Raw genomic sequence first — 22,343 nt, 5'->3', positions numbered from 1 at the left:
CTTATCATGCCCAGTAAGTAAAAATAATCACGCTACGCAGTCAGTTACCAGAGATATGAGACATCTACTCCTTTTACTAGATCTTGATTAACGCTATGTAAAAGAGGCTAACCTTTATAGTCCCTTTAAATACTTGAAGCGGGCTTTGCTTTGCTTACTCTTTACACGCCTAACCTCCCATCTCTGGAAAATGTTCGTGTCAATCTAGGCTTTCTTGGGCAAAACCGAGGGTTAAGAACTTAGTGGATTTTAAGACGATCGAGAGCCGCTATTTCTCTTCCTCACCAGAAAGTGGATCGATCTGGGCAGTATCTGCTTTATAGATCGCCGAAAATAGCGCTGCGTAATCCATCTCGGCAAACGACATCGCCATCGCTTTGATCAAAATTTGACGCACTCCTTCTACACCGTCAATTTCAAGACCGGAGGATTGGGCGGCTGAGATGAATAGCTCGATGTCCTTTTTGAGATGCTTGGTCGGAAAGTTTGGAGTCTGATAGTCGCGATCGAGCATTCGTTGCAGCTTCTTGTCAAACGTGGGGGCATAGAGGGCACTTTTACGAAGAATCGCCATAAACAAGTCAGGGTCTACGCCTTGACGCATGACTAAACCCAAACTGACGGCAAACGCGCTGGTTAATGAACCGATGAGTTGGTTGAGTGCCAATTTGACTGCCGCCGCAGAACCCACCGATCCTAAAAGCACTGGCTCTGATCCAAAAGTTTCTAACAGCGCTGACCATTGAGCAAACTGATCTGGCTCTGCGCCCACCATCACGATCAGTGACCCCGATCGCGCTTCTGGAATGCTGCCCAGTACAGGCGCTTCTAGATAGTCGCCCCCGGCAGCAACCACTTCGTCTCGAATCATTTGGCTTTCAGTCGGGGCGATGGTACTCATCAAAAAAATGGGTCTGAAACCCCGTGCTTCTAGCACGGCTTTACAAGTACATTTGAACGAGATACGATATTACGGGAGCAAACGATAACCAAGTTTGCTCCACCCTATACCGAGGGACATCCGGGAAAGCAGGGCAATGCTTAAAGTCTGTGGAGCGAACATAAGACCAAAAAACCTTCGAGGTGGAGGCAGTTGCAACGAAACAGAAATCTAAATCGTGAGGTTTAGAGAATCACCGTTCCTTTAGGTCGGTGAGTATGTCAACTGAATCACGGTGCGCCCCGCTAACTGCGATCGAGACGAGTCTGAAAGCAAAAGCTCACGAATCGCAGCGGCATCCGTGAGCATGAGGATAGTGCACTCTGAAGCAGCAATTGCGGCAGCAGCAGAGGGAGCGATCGTAGCTCCAGCCGTTTGCAGCGGAGCTAACTTAGAGGCAGTGCGATTGTAGACAGTGAGAGAGTGATGGGCATCAATCAAACGTTGGGCGATCGGCAAGCCCATCAGCCCGATCCCCAGAACGCTAATCTTCACGGTTCACCTTTTATATAGATAGACTCCTAGAGTCTACAAGGCACAGGGGTTCTTGACTTTATTGAATTGCCTTCATCAAGAACTGAGCGATTTCAATCAATTCATTTTTGTTGAACGTTTCTAACAGGACTCTGGCCGCCGCTCTCGGTTCTCGTGGAATAGAAATCTGTTCATGCCGACTAACTTGACGTACCGAAAGTTGGGCCACTTGAGCCGGGAGTGTAGCCGCTTGAACAGGCATCACCAGTTTGAGAAGATTTTGACTCACTTCGATCTCAGCCACTCGCCTAGTTAGCAACAAATCGCTGGCTTGCTTCAGATCTCGAATCACGATCGGAGCCAAAGTCGAGTAAGTATTTTTGGGGTTAGCGATCGCTCTTTGCACCGTTTGCAGTGCAGTCACCCAAGGCTTGGCAGTGCCACTTACCTGAATTAAGCGATTGCACAATGCAACCATCTGTTGACGGCTTTTGATCGAGTCTCCTTGCTTAAACAGTTGCAGCATCGCCTTGAGAATGGTGTTGATATGAGCCGTCGCATTCGTGGCTGACCCGGTTTTGTTGCTGGGTGATGCCGGAGTTGCCTCGCGATTGAGCAGCGATCGAAGATACATTTCTAGTTCTGTAAAGATTGGCTCCGAGGCAATTACAGCCTGTTGAGCCTCTTCTTCTCGCAGCCCAAACGGACTTTGCAGCGCTTCGATCAATTCTCTGAGGGTGTCAAATCCTTTGAGGAAAAGGTTTTCTAATTTTTGGTCAATTTTGACCGGATGTTCTTGTAAGTGTTTAAAGCAATCCTCGAAGTGATGAGCCGTTTTGTGAATGCTGTCAAACCCTAGCATCGCGGCTCCACCTTTGATCGAGTGAGCCGCCCGAAATAGTTCGTTGATTTGCTCTGAGTTTGACATGGTGACTTTTAAATTGACCAAGCCTTGCTCGATCGTATCGAGATGTTCTTTGGCTTCTTCGATGAAATAGCCCAAAATTTGCTGCTGCTTGACTGATTGCACTGCCTTGCTCCCTTCGTCACGAGTGAATATCAAAAGCGGGGAACCCTGCGCCCCTATACTGAGTGTTCCCAGCTACATCTACAGCCTCACGGATTCTCAAGTGAAAACTTGATAAAGGTTAAATTTGATGAGAACTTATGCAAACCTCGGAGGTTTTGGTCAAAATGCGTAAGTCTTGGCTATCTGAGAGAATGCGATGGTATAAATCGAGATAAAAAGTTTTAATAGATATATCAATATCCGTTAATCGAACCTTGATTACTCCTGAATTAAGAAATACCTAGTTGAAGTGTTTCGATAAGAGTTAGATTTTTCGCTGACTGTGGGTGATTAGAATAAACCCTCTACTAATTCCTTTCCTCATCTCAAGAGTTGCTTTCTATGGATCAGCCTCACCTTCTAGAACTCGCTAAACAGGGCAGCCCAACCGCGATCGCAGTCTTGATAAACGCAGTTTTAAACCCCCATGAGATTCAAGCTCAAGCGAAGTTAAAAGCACGCTGCTTGTGCATTTTTCTGGAGTCGAACCAAACGTTGAGCCAAGAGACCCTCGTTAAATTTGTTGAAAGAGGGTTACTCAAGCTAAACATAGAGTTAATCGACACGGTTGAAATTTGTTCGCGCAAACCTGGGGAATCTTCTTTCTCCTGGGTGAGAAAATTTGAGATAAAGCCGATCGTTCAACTAGTTTCGGTAGATTTAGTCAGCCCTACTGAAGATCGTCATGACTCTTTAGACTTAGCTGACCCCGATCGTGGTTTAGACGAATCAGAATTTGAGGAAGAACAGGCTGAAAGTGGGTCATCCATTCCAACTTATTTTCGGGCTTACTCAATTCTGTTTGTCCTTGCGATCGTGGTGGGTTTTATGTCAGGCGGAATGATCGTTGCTTTTATTTCGACTTCGCAGGCAGAAAACCAAACGGCGGCAGAGACAGAAGGCGTGTTTTTGGATGAGAGTATTAAAAAGCAAACTCCTCAAGAAAAACAGCAGAAAGCGGAAAGTTATCTAAAGGCGATGAATGTCGCTCAAGCAAAGTTTTATCGCCAAAATCAGCGCTTTGCCAGCAGCTTAGAAGAGCTTGAGCGATCGACTAACTTAATTTCTCAAAGCTATGACTATGCCTATAAGTTAAGAGTAGCCGATGAGTCTCGCGCCGAGATCGCAGCCATTCCTAAAGCAAAGGGCTTAAAAAGCTACGTGGGCGCTGTGGTGGTGACTGACTCAAAAACTGACGATATCGTCTGCAAGGCAAAAAACTCTTCGATCGAGTCGTTGCCCATTCCCGAATTTTCGAGGACATTAGTTTCAAAGACATTGAGGTGTCCGAGTCGATCGTCTCAAGTCAACTAAGACGGAACCGTTGGCAGCGTGGTGAACAGAAAAATGGCAACCACCGCGATCGCCAATACGCCCTGAATCAAATTGCCAATCAGCGAACCGACGACGATTCCAACTCCAGCTTTGGCAGCAACTTTGATGTCTTTGCAGTAGATAAACTCGCCCACGATCGCGCCTAGCAGCGGCCCGATCAAGATGCCTAGCAGCGGCCCGCCGAAGGGCAGAGCAGGTAACAGCCCAAAGATTCCTAAAAATAGACCGACGATCGCGCCGCCTTGCCCCCAGTTGCTAGCGCCTGCTTTCTTGGCTCCCCAATAGCTTGCCAAAACATCGATGCCGATGCTGCTAATCAGAACCACGATCGCGACCGCTAAAGCGACTCCAACGCTAGAAAATCCTCTAATCAGCCCCCAAGCGGTGATCCCAATCAAAATCAAACTAGTTCCAGGGATGCCAGGAACCACTGCACCGATGATGCCCACGACCATTAGGGCAACCAACAACCAATAGAGAACGATCGTCGATGTCATTGGAAAAGTCAGCTAAAGGATGTTACTACGTTAGCGTAGAAGTTAAGTCAGCAAAGTTAACCTTTGGCAGGTTCAAGGTATTGGCTGAGGGTGTTATCCAGCTTTTCTGCGATCGCAGCCACCCAATTTTCATCTTGACTGGTGTAACTTCGCGGAGCATTAGCGCCTAAGATCAGAATGCCTTCAGTCCCGATCGGCTGACAGATCACTCCTTGCGTGTTTTCTGGCAAATAATCAAACTCAAAGCGTCCTGGGTAGATCGAGAGCGCGACGAGATAGACCGCCTTATGTTTGTCTAAAACTCGTTGTAAGATAGCTCCGGGTTTGACTTCAACTTTGGGACTGAGAATACCTCGCCGCAGCAGAATTTTGCCCCGGTGCCAAACGACGATCGATTTCGTAACGGTGTTGGTTAGGAGTAAATGTGATGCCCAAGCAAGCTCAGTTTTGATCGCATCGGGCAGATCAGGCAAAAGTTCAAAGCCTTGTTCGCCAACTAGCTCTACGCTTTCTGGCGTTCTCGGTTGGACTCGTTGCCAAAGTAACCCAGTCAAAATCAGCAAGGCGCTAAGAATGATCCCCAGCGCATCCGATCGAGCTTGTGAATCGGTCAAACTCGGTGTTAAAAGTCGATTGGCGAACAGTAGAATACCTGCTATTGTGCCAACCACGATCGGCAGTTGTCGCAGCACTTGATTTTGATCAGGTTTCGCCATTTTTCTCGCTCAAATTTCTCAATCCCCTTCATTTATTCTGACAGGAGACGTGGCTTGCTAGAACTTTTTGGCTCTGGATTGGTGTCGCTTTGGCTGAATGTGGCAGGAGTGCCAGACTCGCTCGATTCTCTAGATGCGATCGAGCTAACGAGCCTGCAAGAAACGCCCGATCGCGGCGCAGAGCGCACAATGAAGCACTATCTTAAGCAGCTTGCCAGTGAGGGATTGAGTGAGACAACCCAAGGAGTTTGGCTGCAATCAGGTGCCAAATTGTTAGCGACCAATCAAGGAACGACTCCTCTCCCCGCCGCTTCGCTTACAAAAGTGGCGACCACATTAGCAGCGCTAGAAACGTGGGGCCCAGATCATCAGTTTGAAACCTTGATTGCTGCCACAGGACCCATTCAGAATGGAGTCTTGCAGGGAGATTTAGTGATTCAAGGCGGCGGCGATCCGCTATTTGATTGGGAAGAGGCGATCGCGCTGGGTCATTCTCTCAACCAGATTGGCATCTCGCGCATCACCGGAAATCTGCTGATCGTGGGCAACTTTATGATGAACTTTGAGGACGATCGCACCCAATCTGGAGCGCTACTTAAACAAGCGCTCAACTCAAAAACGTGGGATGAAGACGCAAAAGCAGAATATGAGCAGTTGCCAAAAGATACGCCTCGCCCCACGATCGAGATCAAAGGTGCAGTCAAGGTTCTTACAACGAGCGCACTTCCCAAGCAAATTTTGCTGTTGAGACATCGGTCTCTCCCGTTGACAGACCTGCTCAAACGTATGAATGTCCACAGCCAAAATGAGATGTCTCAGATGTTGGCAGACAACTTAGGTGGCGTTCAGGCAACCGTTCAAAAAGCCGCTACTGCCGCCGGAGTTTCTCCATCCGAAATCCGGCTTGTGAATGGGTCAGGGTTAAGCATCGAGAATCGAATTTCTCCTCGTGCTGCCTGTGCAATGTTTGCCGCGATCGACCATTACATTCATCCGCGCAACTTGACGATCGCTGATCTGTTTCCCGTCTCAGGCTGGGATCACGAAGGAACGCTAGAAGACCGAGATCTGCCGCGTGCGGCGGTGGTCAAAACAGGCACACTCAACGAGGTGAGCGCCTTAACCGGAGTGTTGCCGACGCGCGATCGCGGGTTTGTCTGGTTTGCAATTATCAATCGGGGCAGCAACATTAGCAACTTGCGAAAGCAGCAGGAAGTTTTTCTAAAATCGCTTCAGCAGCAGTGGGGCCCTATGCCGTCTCCGACCATGATTGAGCCAAGCTCTTGGGTGGGGATGAGACGCGCCACGCTAGGGGCATCGGCTCGAAATGAAATCGTGTATGGCGGCTAGACGAAAAACCTCATCAACATGAGTGAATCTTTAAGATAGTTTAAGCAAATCTAAGTTACGTTGCGTTTTTACAGGAAGATGAGAGAAGCCTGATATTCTGTGATGATTCCCAAACATGATTAAGGTAACGTTATGCAATCCTCTCAAAGACACCTCGGTCAGTCGATCGGAATGGTTGTGTTACTCTCTATAACTTGTATTAGTTTTATCGCACTGATCTCTCAAATGAACTAATTGGCTCGGCAAACCTTAAAGTAAGAAGGAAAAGCCAGATCATTTTGTAGATGGGCTAAATGAAAATCCTTTACTTTAGTTAACAAATTCCGATGGTTTATCTGAAACTTCTCATAATAAAGGGCAGAGACCTCATTAAAGTGGCCTCTGCCCTTTATTTTTGACCCTAGCCGCAAGCTCAAATTCGTTGCAGCAAACTCAACCCATGAGTGTCAGTGCCGCAGGTGTTGAGCAAATGATGGCGATCGCTCAACTGTCGAACTCGCTGAGTTTCGCTGGGGCTGGCTCGCCAAGGCTTAGGGTTATTGTAGGCATAGTAAGTTTCTACTCCATCAATGCCGCAGTTGACCGCAGCCGGAATCAAATCATTGGGCGATCGTCGATAGCGAACTGGGTGCGCCAACACTGCCAAACCGCCCGCTTGATGAATGGCAGAAATGACCTGAGCCGCCTGAGCCGCTTCGCCTTGAGGTGCATTGCCTTGTAGATAGGGCACGATCGCGCCATGCTCTGGGTCAAACGCAAAGCCCAAAATGTGCACCTCAGTTCCGATTAATTGGGACGTAATTTCAGCACCGACCCACAGGTGAGGAATCGGTTTGCCCACCGCTTCAGGAGAATTTCGCCAGTGATCAAACCATTGCTGCGCGACTTGATAACCGCTCACCCGATGGTGATCAGTGATCGCAAACCCGGTGAGTGATAGCGCGATCGCTTGCTGCATCAACAACTCAGGCTGCAACTGCCCGTCGGAGTGATTGGTGTGCATGTGGAAGTTATAGACGTGCGGACAACTCTCAGCATCGATCGATCCGAAAACCTGCCTGAGTGCCGCCCCATCCTGCGCTGCTGGCTTCTTAGATGTTGAAACGGTCGCAAGATTAGCAGCCATAGCGCCTCAAAAGTGAATTGGCTTATTTTGTTACTTGTCGTCACTATAACGAATTTGAAGAAAGTCTTTAAATGGCGTTGCTGAATAGCGGGATGATTAGGTAGGGGCAATCCCCCCGTGGTTGCCCGCCGGGGGCTACCCCTACAGCCATTTCATCCCCGCATTCGGCAACACCCTTTAAATTACAACTTGTTCAGTCTTTAGTTCACGTTATTAAACCATTCTCTAGCGCAAATCGAACTAGCTCCGTTCGGCTGTTGGTGCCAGTTTTAGTAAACAGACGACTGACATATTTTTCGACATTGCGAACGCTCGTTTCTAGGCGACGAGCAATTTCTTTATTCATCAGACCGTCTACTACGAGGTCTAAAACGCTTTGCTCTCTGGGCGTAAAGTCAAGCTTGACTGAAGAATTCGATTGAACAATTGCACCTCTCTGAGTCAAAATTGCTTTAATTTCTGCAATCTGACGTGCCATATCTGCAACATCGGGCGTTTCACCGCTTCCACCTGATGCTTTGAGCGATTCACGCTGTTTGAGCAAGCGAGTCACGATCGCCACCAATTCGTCAGGGTCAAAGGGTTTGGGTAGATAGGCATCACAGCCCGCCGCATAGCCTTGAATGCGATCGCCCGTCATGCCTCTAGCCGTTAGAAATACGACAGGCAGCGATTGAAATCTGGGGTCTTCTCGGAGTTGCTTAAGAAACTGATAGCCATCGACTTGGGGCATCATCACATCGGTAATCACCAAGTCGGGTAGTTTCTGCTGAACCAGTTCCCAGCCTTCTTTAGCGTTGCTTGCCGTGTTGACCGCAAAGCCACTGTCTTCGAGATAGGCTTGCACTGCCTCGCGAAGTCCAGGTTCATCATCGACCAATACTAGTTGCCCTGGCATCAATTGCGCTCCCTTGTGTTTTCTATCATTCTAGTGATTGTTGGCGATCGGCTCACGATTTTGCACTAACCATTCTGTAATTCCATCGGCTAAGGTGAGGGCTAATTTTTGCTGCGCTTGCGGGTTTGTGATCCACTCAAATTCGAGAGGGTTAATCATAAAGCCCAGTTCTAGCAAGACAGATGGGGCAACGGTGGGACGGGTTAACGCTAAATTATTCCAGAACACGCCATAAGAAGGTCGATCGAGCTTTTTCACTAAATAATCATGCAGAAATGCCGCCAAATCATGGGCTTGCGGATGATACCAAAATGCTGCAACGCCTTTAGTGTTGATTGCATCGCCATCATCGGGCAGCGCGTTGTAGTGGAGGCTAATGGCGATCGCTGGCTCCATTTTTTGAATCATTGCGGCGCGATCGTTGGGCAACAAATCCACGTCTGCTTCGCGAGTCATCAAGACCGTTGCACCGCGCTGAATGAGATGCGATCGCACCAGTTTTGAGGTAATCAACGCGACATCTTTTTCGGGATATCCCGTCGGCCCTCTTGACCCCAAATCTTCGGGCCCGCCATGCCCTGGGTCGAGCAAAATCCGTACACCTGTGAGAGATTTTTGATTTTTGATTGGAGTAATCTGCGGCGGATTTCGGAGAGACAAAACGAGCGTTGTGCCGTCATATCGCAGCTTATAGCCCCACTGCTGAGACGATTTGAGGGAAAACCGATATTCGACTTTGCCGGGTTCGACTTGCTGCCAGTTTAAAAAGGTGACAAACGGATTGCTGCTAAGACGAATCGTGTCGGTTTGAGCCGTCGTGTTGTAGAGCGTCAAAACAAACGTGTCTCTACTTTGCTGAATCGTGACCGGAATGGGCACTTGCAGCGGAAAGAGAATCTCTGTCCAGTTGGCTTTTTGACGAGATGTGACTCCGCGGATTAACGATCGCACAGGCACCGAACTCGCGACAATTTTAGTTTCACTGCTCTTAATCCATCCCCCATAATCGAGTCGTAGCCATTCTCCTTCCTGCCCCGTCACAGTTGCACGAGTTCCTTTTGGGAGAGGGGTTAAGCGAGAATAATCGGTGCTGGCTCCTGTTCGAGCAACGCCTTGATCTGCCCTCACTTCAGCAACTTCTAGCTGGGCAGGAGCCAGAATATAGACCTTTCCAGGAGCCGCTTGAGCGAGGCTGGCTCCATTCACATTAAGGAGATATTGAGGCTGACCTAGCTCTCCAGTCGCGTCAGCCTTGACGCATCCCGCATACTGTCCTGATCCATTGGCGCTGCTGGGTTGAGTCAATCCTGTTAAAACACCAGAATTTTCGGGCAAAGTGACGATCGCGGTTTGACGCTGTAGCGGAATAATCTGATCCGCAAGTTTGACCGAAACCATTGCATTTATAGGCGCTATGGCCCCAAAGCAAACTAACTCTCCTGGCAATCGGGCGATATCTGCGATCGGCGTTAATGAATCTTGACCAAACGCTAATCCTTCTGGTGCAGCAGGTTCTGTCGATTTGCGCGTCACCTTAATGTTGAGTTCTTGCGTTTGGTAGCGCAGTAAAAACAAATTTTCTCCCATCTGCAATGGAAAACTAGGGGCAAAATGTCCGGCCGGGCTGCGATCGATCGTTTGACCATTTACCGAGACAGAACCTGCGATCGGAGCGGTGCCAATCAAAAAAATTTGCGCGGCTGTCGTTTGATGATCAGCAGGCGGATAAGCCACTGCCAACGGCTGACTTGCCCAAGTCGGCAGCGCCACCAACAGCACCATCAAAAATGCCAGCCCTAGAAATCGTTGCATAGAGGAGTTAAGAGGAGCGTGAGAAGTGACTATCTTAAAGCAAAGACACCGCGTTAATAGAATTGTTGCTGATCAATGACCAATCACCCATCCGCACACTAGATCCCTGTGTCAAAATGAACGGGTTATCTGCGTTTCTGCCCTTCAGGTTTTATGACTAAATTTGTGTTTGTGACAGGTGGCGTTGTCTCTAGTATTGGCAAGGGCATCGTAGCAGCCAGTTTAGGTCGATTGCTCAAATCGCGCGACTATTCCGTTTCGATTCTCAAACTCGACCCCTACATCAACGTCGATCCCGGAACGATGAGTCCCTTCCAGCATGGGGAGGTGTTTGTGACCGAAGACGGGGCTGAAACCGACCTCGATTTGGGACACTATGAGCGATTTACAGACACACCGATGTCTCGTCTCAACAGCGTCACCACTGGCTCAATTTATCAGTCAGTCATTTATAAAGAGCGGCGCGGCGAATATAACGGGGGCACCGTGCAGGTGATTCCTCATATCACTAACGAGATCAAAGAACGAATTTTGCGCGTTGCTAACAACACCAATCCTGATGTAGTGCTGGTCGAGATTGGGGGCACCGTCGGCGATATTGAGTCGCTGCCCTTTTTGGAAGCAATTCGTCAATTTCGTAAAGAGGTTGGACGGCGAAATGTGATCTACATGCATGTGACGCTAGTGCCCTGGATTCCGTCGGCGGGAGAGATGAAAACCAAACCCACCCAACACTCGGTTAAGGAATTGCGATCGATTGGCATTCAGCCCGATATTTTGGTGTGTCGCTGCGATCGTCCGCTTCCGACTGGCATTAAAGAAAAAATGTCTGAGTTTTGCGACGTGCCAGTCGAATGTGTGATCACTTGCCAAGATGCCGCCAGCATTTATGAAGTGCCGCTGATCATGGAGAAAGAAGGACTCGCTACGCAAGCGATCGACCTGCTGCAATTAGAGCAACGTGCCCCCAATTTAACGAAGTGGCACACGCTGGTCGAGCGGCTTTACCGTCCGACTCAAAAAGTCGAGATTGCGATCGTAGGCAAATATGTCCGCTTGAGTGACGCTTATCTATCAGTCGTGGAAGCATTGAAACATGGCGCGATCGCCAACGGCAGCGAGTTGCAACTGCGATGGGTTAGCTCTGAAGACATTGAAGAACACGGCGCAGAAGCCTATCTGCAAGGCATTGATGGACTTGTCGTGCCCGGCGGGTTTGGCATTCGGGGAGTCGATGGCAAGATTGAGGCAATCACCTATGCCCGAACCCAGAAAATTCCCTTTTTAGGCTTGTGTCTGGGGATGCAGTGCTCGGTAATTGAGTGGGCAAGAAACACGGCTGGTTTAGAAGAGGCTCACAGCGCTGAGTTTGTCCCGGATGCCAAAAACCCAGTAATCAACCTGTTGCCCGAACAGCAAGACGTTGTAGATTTGGGCGGCACCATGCGCCTCGGACTCTATCCCTGTCGCTTGACCCCCGACACGGTGGCTTTCAATCTCTATCAAGAAGAAGTTGTTTATGAGCGGCATCGTCACCGCTATGAGTTTAACAATCAATATCGCAGCCTGTTTTTAGAGACCGGATATGTGATTAGCGGCACGTCTCTGGATGGGCGACTCGTCGAGATCATTGAGCTTCCTGAACATCCTTTCTTTGTGGCGACCCAGTTTCACCCAGAATTTCAATCGCGACCCAGCAAGCCTCATCCGTTGTTTAAAGGGTTCATTCAAGCGGCTGTCGCTGAAAAGTCGCTTGTAAGGTCAGATCTAGAGGCTCATCTAGAAACTCCGGCGATCGCGTTCACAGAAGTCTGAGGGTGAAAATCACAGGGTTTGAGACAGGGTGAATTTACGATTTCTGGGGAAATCTATCATGAGGATAAGTGGGCTGCTAGAAGGCTAATCTGACGTGAATTGTATAGAAGTGATTCACTCCGATGATGAATTCGGGAGAGCTACCTAAATCCCCCAAAATTGGGGGACTTTGAACCGGAATTTTGGCTTGAAGGCCCCCAAATTGGGGGATTTAGGGGGCAGAAGCCGCTGACAACGAAGTGAAAAAACTCGTCGAACTCACGTTAATCTGTAGCCCGATCGTGCCCAAACTGGCTGACAGTCCACTGATAAAACAATAGACTTATAGAACACATGTCCTATAAAAACGATTGAGTCAAGCCATCAATCGCTCAACCCCTCAGAAAGAATCAATCATGCAAACCATCTCTGAAACCGCCCAACTACTAGCCGCACTCGCCCAGCAAAACGCGCTGTTAAGTCAGATTCTCGACCAACTCAAACAGCCCAAACTCGGACTTGTCGAAACTCCTAGCACTTTGTGGATTTATGCCAACCGCTCTAATAACTGCCCCTGGTATACCATCCGTGATGGAGAAGTTTCCCCCGTTCAGCAGTCTGCACTGACAGGTTATCTCGAAGAACTCAAATTTGAGAAAGTCGAGCGCAGAGGCAAAGAAGTGATTAAACTTCAGGCATTTATCAAGGGCGATCGTCCCTATTGCGTCGAGTCTGGCTATGATTCTCACTTCTCAAAAGGGTTGCTGTCATCCGTTGCTCTTTTGACTCCCCAGCAACTGCGGATGCCGATTACGATCGCGCCTCAACCAGGCAGTGACGAAAGTGTGCTGTTTTGTCGGATGTTTGTCGGGTCTGAGTTAGTGAGAAGCAGCTACGACGAGCAAAGTGACTGGAGAGCCATCAGTCAGTCTGCCTTGAGCAACGTCAAAGCAGCCAAAGGCCAATAAGCACCTCTCATAGATATAAGTATTCAGAGCCAGAAATTGTCTAGCCTGGTATTATGCCTGTGCGGAGAATGGAGTTTCGAGAATGACTGATTTTTCTCAGGTTATTCAAAGCCTTCGGGGGCTAGTGGTTTCGTGTCAGGCTCCGGTAGACTCACCTCTGCATGAGCCAGCCGTAATTGCTGCAATGGCGCAAGTTGCCGTTAATCAAGGGGCAGCCGGGGTGAGAATCGACACGCCAACGCATGTAGCGGCAGTCCGATCGCGCCTCGATCAACCAATTATTGGCTTATGGAAGCAGAAGATCCCAGGATTCGACGTTTACATTACGCCTCAGTTTCATCATGCTGCAAAGATAGCTGAAGCGGGCGCAGATGTGATTGCGATCGATGCCACACTCCGCGATCGACCCAATGGCGCAACGGTTGCCGAGTTAATTGCTCAGATTCACACAGATTTAAACAAACCTGTGATGGCGGATGTCGATTCGTTAGAGGCGGCGATCGCAGCAGTTGAGGCAGGAGCCGATTGTGTCGGAACCACTCTCTATGGCTACACGGCTGAGACTCAACACCTCTCGCCACCAGGATTCGACCTGCTGACTCAAATGGTGAAAACTCTAAAAATTCCGGTGATTTGTGAAGGGGGAATTGCGTCTCCAGAAATGGCGAGACACGCGATCGAGCTAGGTGCAACTACTGTAGTGGTAGGTACGGCAATTACAGGCATTGATTTGCAGGTGAAAGCTTATCGCTCAGTGTTGGCTGATTAAACCGTTTCCGGTGCGTCTGCCTTGCGCTGCAAAATTACCATTGTTGAGCCAACCACCGGACTGCGCGCCAATAGTGTCCCTTGAGCATCTGTGATCTCTAACTTGCTGAAATCGAGTTCTTGAGAGCGTTTCAACAGTTCGTCACCGAGTTTGTCTTGCTGCGATCGACTCAACCCATACCAATCATCGCCGACTGAAACGCTCAAACGACTCCTGTTGAAGTTGGGCTTAATCGTTTCAATTAACCCACTGGAATAGGGATCAGCAACAGTGACGACTTGATCTTGAATCGAAGCGATCAATTTCTGCTCTGGGGTGAGTTCTATAACAGGCGGTGCAGGCTTCTCTGGCTCAGGGGCGGGTTCTTCAATCGGAGGCGCAGGTTCGACAACGGGAGGAGATGGGGCAATGGGTTCAGCAACGGGAGATGCGATCGTGGGGGCAGGTTTCTCCGGTTCGGGGGCAGTCAACTCGGTCGGAATCGGTTGTGGAGCGGGGCTACCAAAATCTGGCTGAATGGGTTTAGAAGCGGGTTCGGAAACAGGGATCGTTTTTTGAGCAGGTTGGGGCGCGATCGCAACTTTGGTCGGCGGTTTAGACGCAAACAGGTTAGAAGTCGTCCACAGCACAACGATCAGAAGACTCGCAACGACGCTAGAGAGGGCACGATCGTTGAGTTTCTGACTCAGATTTTCGGGGAGTCGAGTTCTAATTTGGGTCAAAAGCTTTTCCCAAACGGGCACAAACCATTGCCAAAACTTTTTGAGCAGCGACCCTATGCGTTCCCACAGCGATCGCATCTGAGTTTGAAGCTTGGGCGAGATGGGCAACGTTGCCCCGGTCGAAGTATCGGCTTCTAGCTTGGCGATCGTGCCTTCGAGTCCCTGAACGGTGGTTCGCAATAATCGGATGCTCACCGATCGCAGCCAAGGAAGAATTTGGATGCCCGTTTGCTCAGAAGTGGGGGACTGTGCCACACTGGGCTGAGGCAATTCTGTCTCGTCTGACTGATTGGGTTCGTCTTGCGGCATACAAATCTCCTTTGAGGCGGCACAAACAATGGGCACAGTCACTTGCAACGGGTGCCACCTTACGAGCATCAATTTACCATTTTGCGCTAATCTTTGTTCTCTCACATAATTTAGACTTATGAGCTTAAAACGCCGCAAATTTCTGATCGTGGGTGGGTTGAGTGGTCTAGGTTTGACTGCGATCGGAAAAACCCTAATCGGGCAATCATCTCAATCGGCAAACTACCCACTCAATGCTGGGGCAAAGACTGCGATCGTGCCCTCTACTCAAAAAAATCTAGTGCTGCGATTTGTGGCGGTTGCCGATGTAGGAGCGGGCGATCGCAATCAGAACGCTGTCTCGGAGGCGATGACTCGTTACTATCAGCAAAATCCCTATTCGCTGGCGGTGTTGGCGGGTGACAATATCTACACCAATGGCGAAATGGAGAAAATTGGGGCGGTGTTTGAGCAGCCTTATGCAGCGTTGCTGAAGCAGGGAGTCAAGTTTCACGCCTGTCTGGGAAATCATGATATTCGGAGTCAAAACGGCGAGTTGCAACTGCGCTATGCCGGATACAACATGGATGGGCGGCGCTATACCTATCGTGAAAAGTCGGCGCAGTTTTTTGTTTTAGATACCAACACCAACGCCGATTGGAAGGGGCAACTTGCCTGGTTAAATCAAGAGTTGAGCGGCAGCACCGCACCTTGGAAAATTGTCTATGGACATCATCCGATCTATTCTTCAGGACAATATGGCACTAACCAAGAAATGGTTTCTCTGCTAACGCCGATCTTCAAAAAACATGGCGTTCAGCTTTATATCAACGGTCACGAGCATAACTATGAGCGAACTCGTTCCATTGATGGCACAACTTATCTGATTACGGGCATTGGCGGCGCTCACTTGCGCCCGGTAGGTCGATCGCAGTGGACAGAATACGCCGTATCGCGATTTGGCTTTTCTGGAGTCGAGGTATATAACGATCGTCTAGAAATTCAAGGCATCGGAACAGATTATCAGGTGTTCGATCGGGGTATTGTTCCGATTAAGTCTGCTTAATCTTTCTAGTTGAAATTTATGACTCAGCCTAATTTTGAGGCAATGACTCGAAAAGAGTTGAAGGCTTATATGCTTGCTCATCGCAGTAATGATGCAGCATTCTACGCTTACATGGATAAAGTGAATGCTGAACCTCCTACAGAAATCTTCCCTGCGCCGAAATCGCTAGATGATTTTCAAAACTTTCCACCTATTATTAGAAAGATTCCGTCAAGATCCAGCTAGAAAGTTTCAAACTGAGGAGTGAAATCAGAACTCTGTGGAACCGATTAGAAATCGAACAAAGCAACTTGCTAAGGAATTTATCGAGAAAGGTGATCCCTTGGGCTGGTTTGAGCGGCTATATGAGACTGCCGCCGGAGACGAAAAAGCGGTGCCTTGGGCAGACATGACGGTGAATCCTAACCTGGCAGAATGGCTAGAACGAGAGCAGATCACGGGCACAGGTAAACGAGCGATCGTCATCGGCTGTGGTTTAGGAGACGACGCTGAAGCCCTGTCACAGTTGGGATTTGAGGTAACTGCATTTGATATTTCTCCGACCGCGATCGCCTGGTGTCAAAAGCGCTTTCCTGACTCAGCCGTGACTTATCAAGTCGCTGATTTGTTCAACGTTCCGGCTACTTGGCAAGGTGGATTTGATTTTGTGCTGGAGTCTTACACCCTGCAAGCGATGCCGAAAGAGGTGCGCGATCGGGCGATTCCCCACGTCGCGGCATTGGTCAAACGTGCTGGATCACTGCTGATTATTTGTCGTGGACGCAATGCTGATCAACCTGCTGAAACTGTTCCGTTTCCCTTGACTCGCGAGGAGCTAGGCGCGTTTCAAAATCAGGGTTTGCACGAGGTGACGTTTGAAGATTATTACGAGAAAGATACATCTGCACGACGGTTTCGAGTGCATCATCGTCGAGCAGAATTTTAGTAAGAAGTCACTAACACTTCCGTAATCTTTCCTCGTTTTTCAGTGTTGCAGTTAATGTTGCGATTCGCGTTAATGGTATGAATATTAAACCCGTTAAAAAGCTCTCGAATAAAGGGACAATCAGAGTTAGAAAGCATGACCTTTACGCCCCGATCGCTCAGTTCAACAAACACCTCTTTAAGGCGAATTTGATCGGCTTCGCTAAATGAGTAGCGGCTATAGTTCGTAAACTTGCTCGTCGAACTGATCGGATAGTAAGGCGGATCGAAATAAACAAAATCTTCAGAACCTTTGGCATGGTCTAAAACCGCGTCAAAAGAACTCCGTTCGATTTGAGCAGATTGCAGCGCCGAAGACGCAACTCGAAGTAAATCTGAATCGCAAATTGTTGGCTTTTGATAGCTGCCGATCGGCACGTTAAACTGTCCTTTAGAATTCTCTCGATAAAGACCGTTAAAGCAGGTTTTGTTGAGATAAATTAGCCGCGCGGCTCGTTCTAAATTATTGCCTTCGAGGAACCAGTCATCAGAGGTTGTGGGCTGCGATCGTACTGCATAAAAATGTTCTTGCCCGTGCAGCGCTTGATGGTTTTCTAGCAGCGTGATTAATTCTTCGACCTGTTCTCTGACACATCGGTAGACATTGACCAACTCAATGTTGATGTCAGCGAGAAAAGATTGCTGAGGCTGTAAGCGGAAAAAAATCGCCCCTCCCCCTACAAACGGCTCGTAATAGCGACGATAACTCTCTGGAAAATGAGGGAGATATTGTTGAATCAGTTGATTTTTTCCACCCACCCATTTAAGAAACGGGCGAGGAGATGTGGCACGAATTTGTGTGATCATTCAATTATCATAAAAGGGAATTCGCAAATTGAAGCTATGCAAGACCTTTGGAGTACTGTTTCTAAATATCCCCGTTTTTTGATCGGCGTAATTTTGGGCGTGATTTTGAATGTGTTTTCGCCGATCGTCCCGTTGTTTAAAAAACCTGTGACGGCGATCGCGATCGTGGGTTTCTTCGTCGCTGCCTTTGCCTGTCTCAGCTTTACGCTAAAGGCGATGTTGGGATTTAGCTAAACAAAAGGTGGATGAGCATTGTTCATCCACCTTTGGCTTGATGCCTCGTGAAGACACGGTGCTAGTATGAGAGTCTGGATCGCACAGAAAGGACAAGAGATAATGGCTACAGATCGGCGCATGGCTCGTGTTGCAGAGCAAATTAAACGCGAAGTTAGCCAGATGCTAGTCAATGGCATCAAAGACGATCGCATCGGCACTGGCATGGTGAGTGTGACGGATGTAGATGTTTCTGGCGACTTGCAACACGCCAAGATTTTTGTGAGCATTTATGGATCAGCCGAAGCCAAAACTGAAACGATGGCGGGGCTAAAGTCGGCAACTAGCTTTGTGCGCGGCGAGTTGGGTCGTCGAGTTCGGTTGCGCCGCACCCCTGAAATCATTTTTGTCGAAGACCAGGGTCTAGAACGAGGTGACAACGTTCTCAATCTGATTAGTCGGCTGAGTCGAGAACGCAAGCCTGACGATCTGGCTGGCGATTCGGTTTCGGCTGAAGAATAGTTTGTTGAACCAGATCGGGTTGTCACAACCGCTAAGGATCGTGAATTAATAGCCTGCAAAAGTTTTCCGATTTGTTCTCGCCGAAACTTTTGCCCCCTAAATCCCCCACGAGTGAGGGACTTTGAAGCTGGAGTTTTGGCTCAAAGTCCCCCAGAATGGGGGATTTAGGGGGCTGAAGCCGACTGAATCGCAGCGACAAAGACTTGTGTGCACCGTAACTTTTTAGGGACAGGGCGAGGGCGAGAAATTACACCTTAATAAATCCACGTTCCCAAGAAGACAGACGATAATGAATGACGATCGTCAATCCGTCTATCTATGCTGTCTTCTTTGCCCAATCTTGACTCACTGACCTTAATTGAGCAGGTCGCTCAAATGGTCGTCGTGCGAACGTCTGGCTATTTGTTTGACCATCAAATTCAATATCCGCTCTGGGAAGCAAATTCAACAACGCTACGTCATCTTCTCGAAGATTTAGGAGTCGGGGGCGTAATTTTGTTGGGTGGCAGTGCGGGAGAAATTACACTGCGGACTCAGCAACTTCAAGCCTGGGCAAAGATTCCGCTGCTGATTTCTGCCGATATTGAAGAAGGAGTCGGGCAACGATTTTCAGGGGCAACCTGGTTTCCGCCGCCGATGGCACTGAATGCGATCGCTCAATTCAATTTACCGCTTGCCTGTGATTACGCCGAGCAAATGGGAGCCGTGACTGCCCAAGAAGCGGTGGCGATCGGGCTAAATTGGGTGCTGGCTCCGATCGTGGATGTCAACAACAACCCAGCCAATCCGGTGATTAATGTCCGGGCGTTTGGGGAAACCACAGAAATTGTTAGCGAATTGGCAACTGCGTTTATTCGAGGCGCACAGTCTCACAAAGTTTTAACCACCGCGAAACATTTTCCGGGTCATGGCGATACGGCGGTAGATTCTCATTTGGAATTGCCCGTTTTGCAGCACGATCGCGCCCGACTCGAACAAGTCGAACTTCCCCCATTCCAGGCAGCGATTCAAGCGGGCGTTGATGCGGTGATGAGCGCTCATCTTCAGATTCCGGCATTAGACGATCGCTATCCGGCAACTCTTTCGCCCCAAGTTCTCACCGCAGAACTTCGGCAACGATTGGGATTTGAAGGCTTGATTGTCACGGATGCGCTAATTATGGGCGCGATCGCTAACCGCTATGGCAACGACGAGTCAGCAGTTTTGGCAGTCGAAGCGGGAGCCGACATTTTGTTAATGCCTCTTCACCCAGAGCGCGCAATTCATGCAGTTTGTGCAGCAGTCAAAGCAGGACGGATTTCCCCCGATCGCATTCGCGCATCAGTTGAGCGCATTTGGGATGCCAAACTCAAAGTCTTGCCTTCAGAAACACAATCTTTGTCGCTTCTTGCACAGCCCGAAGCGATCGCGACCAACACCAAAATCTTGCAAGACTCGATGCGGGTTTATCATCCAACTCTGTCACGACTAGATCATTTACCTGAGAAAAATGGACGAAATTTAATTTTGATTGATGATGGCATCGACTGTGACTTTTTAGGACGAACTGCACCTGCGATCGCAGTTCCCCGTCAGTTTGGGTTTACTCAAGTTCAAGTGATTGATCGATACACGCCGACAATTTTGCTTGACTCAAATTCGACCCATTTGTGTCCAACGCTGCTGCAATTGTTTATTCGAGGAAACCCGTTTAGAGGCAGCGCTGGGTTGACAGAAACTGCTCAAAACTGGTTTGATCATTTGCTTAAATCTCAGCAATTACAAGCCTTAATTATCTATGGCAGTCCCTATGTGTTAGAGCAATTTTTGCCATTTTTGCCGTCAACGGTGCCCTATGTTTTTAGCTATGGGCAAATGCAACTCGCCCAAGCGATCTCGCTAACTGCGTTGTTTTCTCAAGATAAATAGGGACACGAGTGATCGGGTTCTTACAACATTAGGCACTTCAATCAGTCACAACTTGAGCGCTTAATACTCCAAAAACAGCGTCTTAAAAGCTGCCGTAATGCTCGAAAAATCTTGATTTTCTGCAAAAAGTTGATTCTAAGCTAATTACTAATGTTAGATTAGTACAAAAGTTCTTATTTGAAATCGTTACCTCATCAAAAAATCAGCCATTGGAGTACTTTCACTATTACTAAACTGCTATGCCATCTCCAATTCCATTAGACACTCTGCTGCACAATCGCTATCGAATCATTGAGGCGCTTAGACAAGGAGACTATGGATGGGCTTATGTTGCAGAAGACTTAAAACGATCGCACGAACGCTGTGTTCTAGAAGAATTTATTCCCCTTAAAACCGATGATCTAGACGCATTAAGAGAACGCTTTCAGCAAGAAGTCAGCCTGCTGGCAGAATTACACCATCCTCAAATTCCGCGATTTCGGGTGATGATTGTCCACCCTGCTTTTGCGGACGAACCCGATCGCCGCTTATTTGGGGTTAGAGACTATGTGGATGGCTACACTTATCGAGCGTTACTCAATCAACGGTTGGCGCAAGGTTATGTGTTCTCAGAGACAGAAGTGCTGAATCTGCTGTTGAAGGTGTTGCCTGTATTGAGCGACCTTCACGCTCATGAGATCATTCATCAAAACCTTAATCTCGATAGCATCGTGCTGCGATCGTCTGATCAGTTACCTGTCTTGATTCAGTTTGGGCTAGTGCGAGACGTGGCGCTAACGTTGCAGTTGACTTCTCACAGCAAAGTGGGTAACTGGGGCTATGCGCCTTTAGAGCAGCGATTGAGCGATCGGGTAGCACGAGATAGTGACTTTTATGCCCTGGCAGCGATCGCGGTGGTGTTGCTCACAGGGCGAGAGCCGGAAGAACTTTATGACGACAAAACTCAGCGCTGGTCTTGGCAAGAATGGGCGATCGTTAGTCCGCAATTTGCTCAAGTTTTAGAGCGGATGTTGTCACCAAATCCTGCTAGGCGATATTCAACCCCAGGAAAAGTTGCTCAGGCATTGAGAAGACTTGCGGTCAAAGATCAAGAGAAGCATTCAAATTCTAAAATTCAAACCTCAAAATCCAAAAAATCAAAAGTCACTCAAACCTCTGCTTCGGAACTTCCTGAACCTCGGATTTTGCAAGATCTATCGTTTTTGATTTTGGTGTCTGTGTTCTTTGGGTTAACCGGAATCGCAAGTTGGAGGATTCTATCTTTATTGAAACCTGAACCATCAGGAACCACTGCTGCACAGAATTTCTCACCTTCTGAAAATAACGAAGATGAGCAGAAAACTCAGGAATCCTTGCGCGACGATCGCAAAAGATTAGGCATCTCGTTTAACGTGTTCACTGATTTAGTGGATGAGTTGTTTTACGCCCAGCACCCTCAGTTGCAAAACCGCAGCTTAGACACAGACCCTAAAGCTAATCAGTTTCGGGCGGAATGGAACGCCTTAGCTAAGACAGTCTTAAAAAAGCTGGAAACCCTGAGTCAAGAAGCTCGAAGCAACCTGGGTCGCTACAATCGCGCCAGTTATAACGGCTGGTTAACCGAAGTCAACCAATTAAAAGTGAGTGGTCGATCGCTCTCAACCCTAACCGATGCCCGATTTAGCTACTTATTCCCACAGCAGCGTCAGCCGCTAAACCCGCGCAAGTTTGGACAGGTTTGGTATGCGATCGCTCATGATCAAGTGAGTGCCTTTCGCGACAAATCTGCCTTGAAGCGAATCAGCACCCAACCCTTTAACGACCAAGACACCTTAAAGCCGGGACAGGGAAAGGTTTACGTCGTGCGGGTCAATCAGGGTCAGACTCTGCAAGTTGCGCTCAAAGCGCCCGATCGTGCGACTCAATTATCCATATTCCCGTTTCCAGAGGCACCGCCGTTACTGCAAAATTCTTCTGGTCAGTCGTGGTCAACGAAAATTAACAAAACGGGCAGCTACGAACTGGTAATCGCTTCTCAAGCGACTGAATCTATCGGCTACCAAATTTATGTCAAGTTAGGGAGTTGATTTGTTTGCACTTTTGATAGAGATTGTCACTATATAAAGG

Annotated in this window: 22 protein-coding genes; 12 read left to right on the top strand and 10 right to left on the bottom strand. The window is 48.5% G+C overall.

Annotation, left to right across the window (positions count from 1 at the left end; all coding sequences use genetic code 11):
* Positions 1–268: 268 nt before the first annotated feature.
* The 3 genes from C7B65_RS04830 to C7B65_RS04820 form a co-directional block, all read right to left on the bottom strand.
* Positions 269–901, bottom strand: coding sequence for an NAD(P)-dependent oxidoreductase (locus C7B65_RS04830; protein ID WP_073069906.1), 633 nt, complete (start codon positions 899–901; stop codon positions 269–271).
* A 243-nt stretch (positions 902–1,144) separates the two neighbouring features.
* Complete coding sequence (locus C7B65_RS04825) at positions 1,145–1,435, bottom strand: NAD(P)-binding domain-containing protein (protein WP_073069905.1); 291 nt, start codon at positions 1,433–1,435, stop codon at positions 1,145–1,147.
* 58 nt (positions 1,436–1,493) lie between these two features.
* Positions 1,494–2,444 (bottom strand): Hpt domain-containing protein, encoded by a 951-nt coding sequence (locus tag C7B65_RS04820; RefSeq protein ID WP_073069904.1) that lies wholly within the window; start codon positions 2,442–2,444, stop codon positions 1,494–1,496.
* A gap of 381 nt (positions 2,445–2,825) precedes the next feature.
* On the opposite strand from C7B65_RS04820, the gene C7B65_RS04815 reads away from it, so the two are divergent.
* Positions 2,826–3,797: a type IV pilin-like G/H family protein gene (locus tag C7B65_RS04815; protein WP_073069903.1), complete on the top strand. Its 972-nt coding sequence runs from the start codon at positions 2,826–2,828 to the stop codon at positions 3,795–3,797.
* Here the strand turns inward: C7B65_RS04815 and C7B65_RS04810 are convergent.
* Positions 3,794–4,315: a DUF456 domain-containing protein gene (locus C7B65_RS04810; protein WP_073069902.1), complete on the bottom strand. Its 522-nt coding sequence runs from the start codon at positions 4,313–4,315 to the stop codon at positions 3,794–3,796. The genes C7B65_RS04815 and C7B65_RS04810 overlap by 4 nt on opposite strands.
* Positions 4,316–4,371: 56 nt before the next feature.
* Positions 4,372–5,031 (bottom strand): cofactor assembly of complex C subunit B, encoded by a 660-nt coding sequence (locus tag C7B65_RS04805; protein ID WP_073069901.1) that lies wholly within the window; start codon positions 5,029–5,031, stop codon positions 4,372–4,374.
* A gap of 54 nt (positions 5,032–5,085) precedes the next feature.
* Here C7B65_RS04805 and C7B65_RS04800 point away from each other — a divergent pair, with 54 nt between their 5' ends.
* On the top strand, positions 5,086–6,381 hold the full coding sequence (locus C7B65_RS04800) for a D-alanyl-D-alanine carboxypeptidase (protein ID WP_073069900.1): 1,296 nt from the start codon (positions 5,086–5,088) through the stop codon (positions 6,379–6,381).
* A 412-nt stretch (positions 6,382–6,793) separates the two neighbouring features.
* On the opposite strand, the gene C7B65_RS04795 is transcribed toward C7B65_RS04800, so the two are convergent.
* The 3 genes from C7B65_RS04795 to C7B65_RS04785 all read right to left on the bottom strand — a co-directional run bounded on the left by C7B65_RS04795 (position 6,794) and on the right by C7B65_RS04785 (position 10,217).
* Positions 6,794–7,507 carry a PHP domain-containing protein gene (locus C7B65_RS04795; RefSeq protein ID WP_073069899.1) on the bottom strand — a complete coding sequence of 238 codons (714 nt, stop codon included), beginning with the start codon at positions 7,505–7,507 and terminating at the stop codon, positions 6,794–6,796.
* A gap of 205 nt (positions 7,508–7,712) precedes the next feature.
* Complete coding sequence (locus C7B65_RS04790) at positions 7,713–8,405, bottom strand: response regulator transcription factor (RefSeq protein ID WP_073069898.1); 693 nt, start codon at positions 8,403–8,405, stop codon at positions 7,713–7,715.
* Positions 8,406–8,435: 30 nt separating this feature from the next.
* Positions 8,436–10,217: an N-acetylmuramoyl-L-alanine amidase gene (locus C7B65_RS04785; protein ID WP_073069897.1), complete on the bottom strand. Its 1,782-nt coding sequence runs from the start codon at positions 10,215–10,217 to the stop codon at positions 8,436–8,438.
* A 153-nt stretch (positions 10,218–10,370) separates the two neighbouring features.
* Here C7B65_RS04785 and C7B65_RS04780 point away from each other — a divergent pair, with 153 nt between their 5' ends.
* The 3 genes from C7B65_RS04780 to C7B65_RS04770 all read left to right on the top strand — a co-directional run bounded on the left by C7B65_RS04780 (position 10,371) and on the right by C7B65_RS04770 (position 13,748).
* Positions 10,371–12,032 (top strand): CTP synthase, encoded by a 1,662-nt coding sequence (locus C7B65_RS04780; protein ID WP_073069896.1) that lies wholly within the window; start codon positions 10,371–10,373, stop codon positions 12,030–12,032.
* Positions 12,033–12,427: 395 nt separating this feature from the next.
* Entirely contained in the window at positions 12,428–12,979 is a 552-nt protein-coding gene (locus tag C7B65_RS04775; RefSeq protein ID WP_073069985.1) for a hypothetical protein, read from the top strand.
* An 82-nt stretch (positions 12,980–13,061) separates the two neighbouring features.
* Positions 13,062–13,748 carry an N-acetylmannosamine-6-phosphate 2-epimerase gene (locus C7B65_RS04770; protein ID WP_073069895.1) on the top strand — a complete coding sequence of 229 codons (687 nt, stop codon included), beginning with the start codon at positions 13,062–13,064 and terminating at the stop codon, positions 13,746–13,748.
* On the opposite strand, the gene C7B65_RS04765 is transcribed toward C7B65_RS04770, so the two are convergent.
* Positions 13,745–14,779 (bottom strand): hypothetical protein, encoded by a 1,035-nt coding sequence (locus C7B65_RS04765; protein WP_073069894.1) that lies wholly within the window; start codon positions 14,777–14,779, stop codon positions 13,745–13,747. The genes C7B65_RS04770 and C7B65_RS04765 overlap by 4 nt on opposite strands.
* A gap of 118 nt (positions 14,780–14,897) precedes the next feature.
* On the opposite strand from C7B65_RS04765, the gene C7B65_RS04760 reads away from it, so the two are divergent.
* Genes C7B65_RS04760 through C7B65_RS04750 form a run of 3 tightly spaced genes read left to right on the top strand, consistent with a single transcriptional unit; the run spans position 14,898 to position 16,749 of the window.
* Positions 14,898–15,824: a metallophosphoesterase family protein gene (locus C7B65_RS04760; RefSeq protein ID WP_073069893.1), complete on the top strand. Its 927-nt coding sequence runs from the start codon at positions 14,898–14,900 to the stop codon at positions 15,822–15,824.
* An 18-nt stretch (positions 15,825–15,842) separates the two neighbouring features.
* Positions 15,843–16,049 (top strand): DUF6887 family protein, encoded by a 207-nt coding sequence (locus tag C7B65_RS04755; protein WP_073069892.1) that lies wholly within the window; start codon positions 15,843–15,845, stop codon positions 16,047–16,049.
* A gap of 34 nt (positions 16,050–16,083) precedes the next feature.
* Positions 16,084–16,749, top strand: a complete 666-nt coding sequence (locus C7B65_RS04750; RefSeq protein WP_073069891.1) for a class I SAM-dependent methyltransferase — start codon at positions 16,084–16,086, stop codon at positions 16,747–16,749.
* Here C7B65_RS04750 and C7B65_RS04745 read toward each other — a convergent pair.
* Complete coding sequence (locus tag C7B65_RS04745; RefSeq protein WP_073069890.1) at positions 16,746–17,594, bottom strand: DNA adenine methylase; 849 nt, start codon at positions 17,592–17,594, stop codon at positions 16,746–16,748. The genes C7B65_RS04750 and C7B65_RS04745 overlap by 4 nt on opposite strands.
* A 36-nt stretch (positions 17,595–17,630) precedes the next feature.
* Between C7B65_RS04745 and C7B65_RS04740 the strand changes: the two genes are divergently transcribed.
* From C7B65_RS04740 to C7B65_RS04725, 4 genes are all read left to right on the top strand, one after another.
* On the top strand, positions 17,631–17,828 hold the full coding sequence (locus C7B65_RS04740) for a DUF751 family protein (protein ID WP_073069889.1): 198 nt from the start codon (positions 17,631–17,633) through the stop codon (positions 17,826–17,828).
* A gap of 102 nt (positions 17,829–17,930) precedes the next feature.
* A complete protein-coding gene (gene rbfA / locus C7B65_RS04735) occupies positions 17,931–18,329 on the top strand; it encodes a 30S ribosome-binding factor RbfA (protein ID WP_073069888.1) in 399 nt (132 codons plus the stop codon).
* 318 nt (positions 18,330–18,647) lie between these two features.
* A complete protein-coding gene (locus C7B65_RS04730; protein WP_073069887.1) occupies positions 18,648–20,237 on the top strand; it encodes a glycoside hydrolase family 3 protein in 1,590 nt (529 codons plus the stop codon).
* A 239-nt stretch (positions 20,238–20,476) separates the two neighbouring features.
* A complete protein-coding gene (locus C7B65_RS04725; protein WP_073069886.1) occupies positions 20,477–22,303 on the top strand; it encodes a serine/threonine protein kinase in 1,827 nt (608 codons plus the stop codon).
* Positions 22,304–22,343 lie beyond the last annotated feature (40 nt).

This window comes from Phormidesmis priestleyi ULC007, from assembly GCF_003003695.1.
In the GTDB taxonomy this organism is placed as follows: Bacteria; Cyanobacteriota; Cyanobacteriia; order Leptolyngbyales; family Leptolyngbyaceae; genus Phormidesmis_A; species Phormidesmis_A priestleyi_A.
The sequence above is the reverse complement of the archived record's forward strand: the minus strand, read 5'-3'. Positions and strand labels throughout refer to the sequence as shown.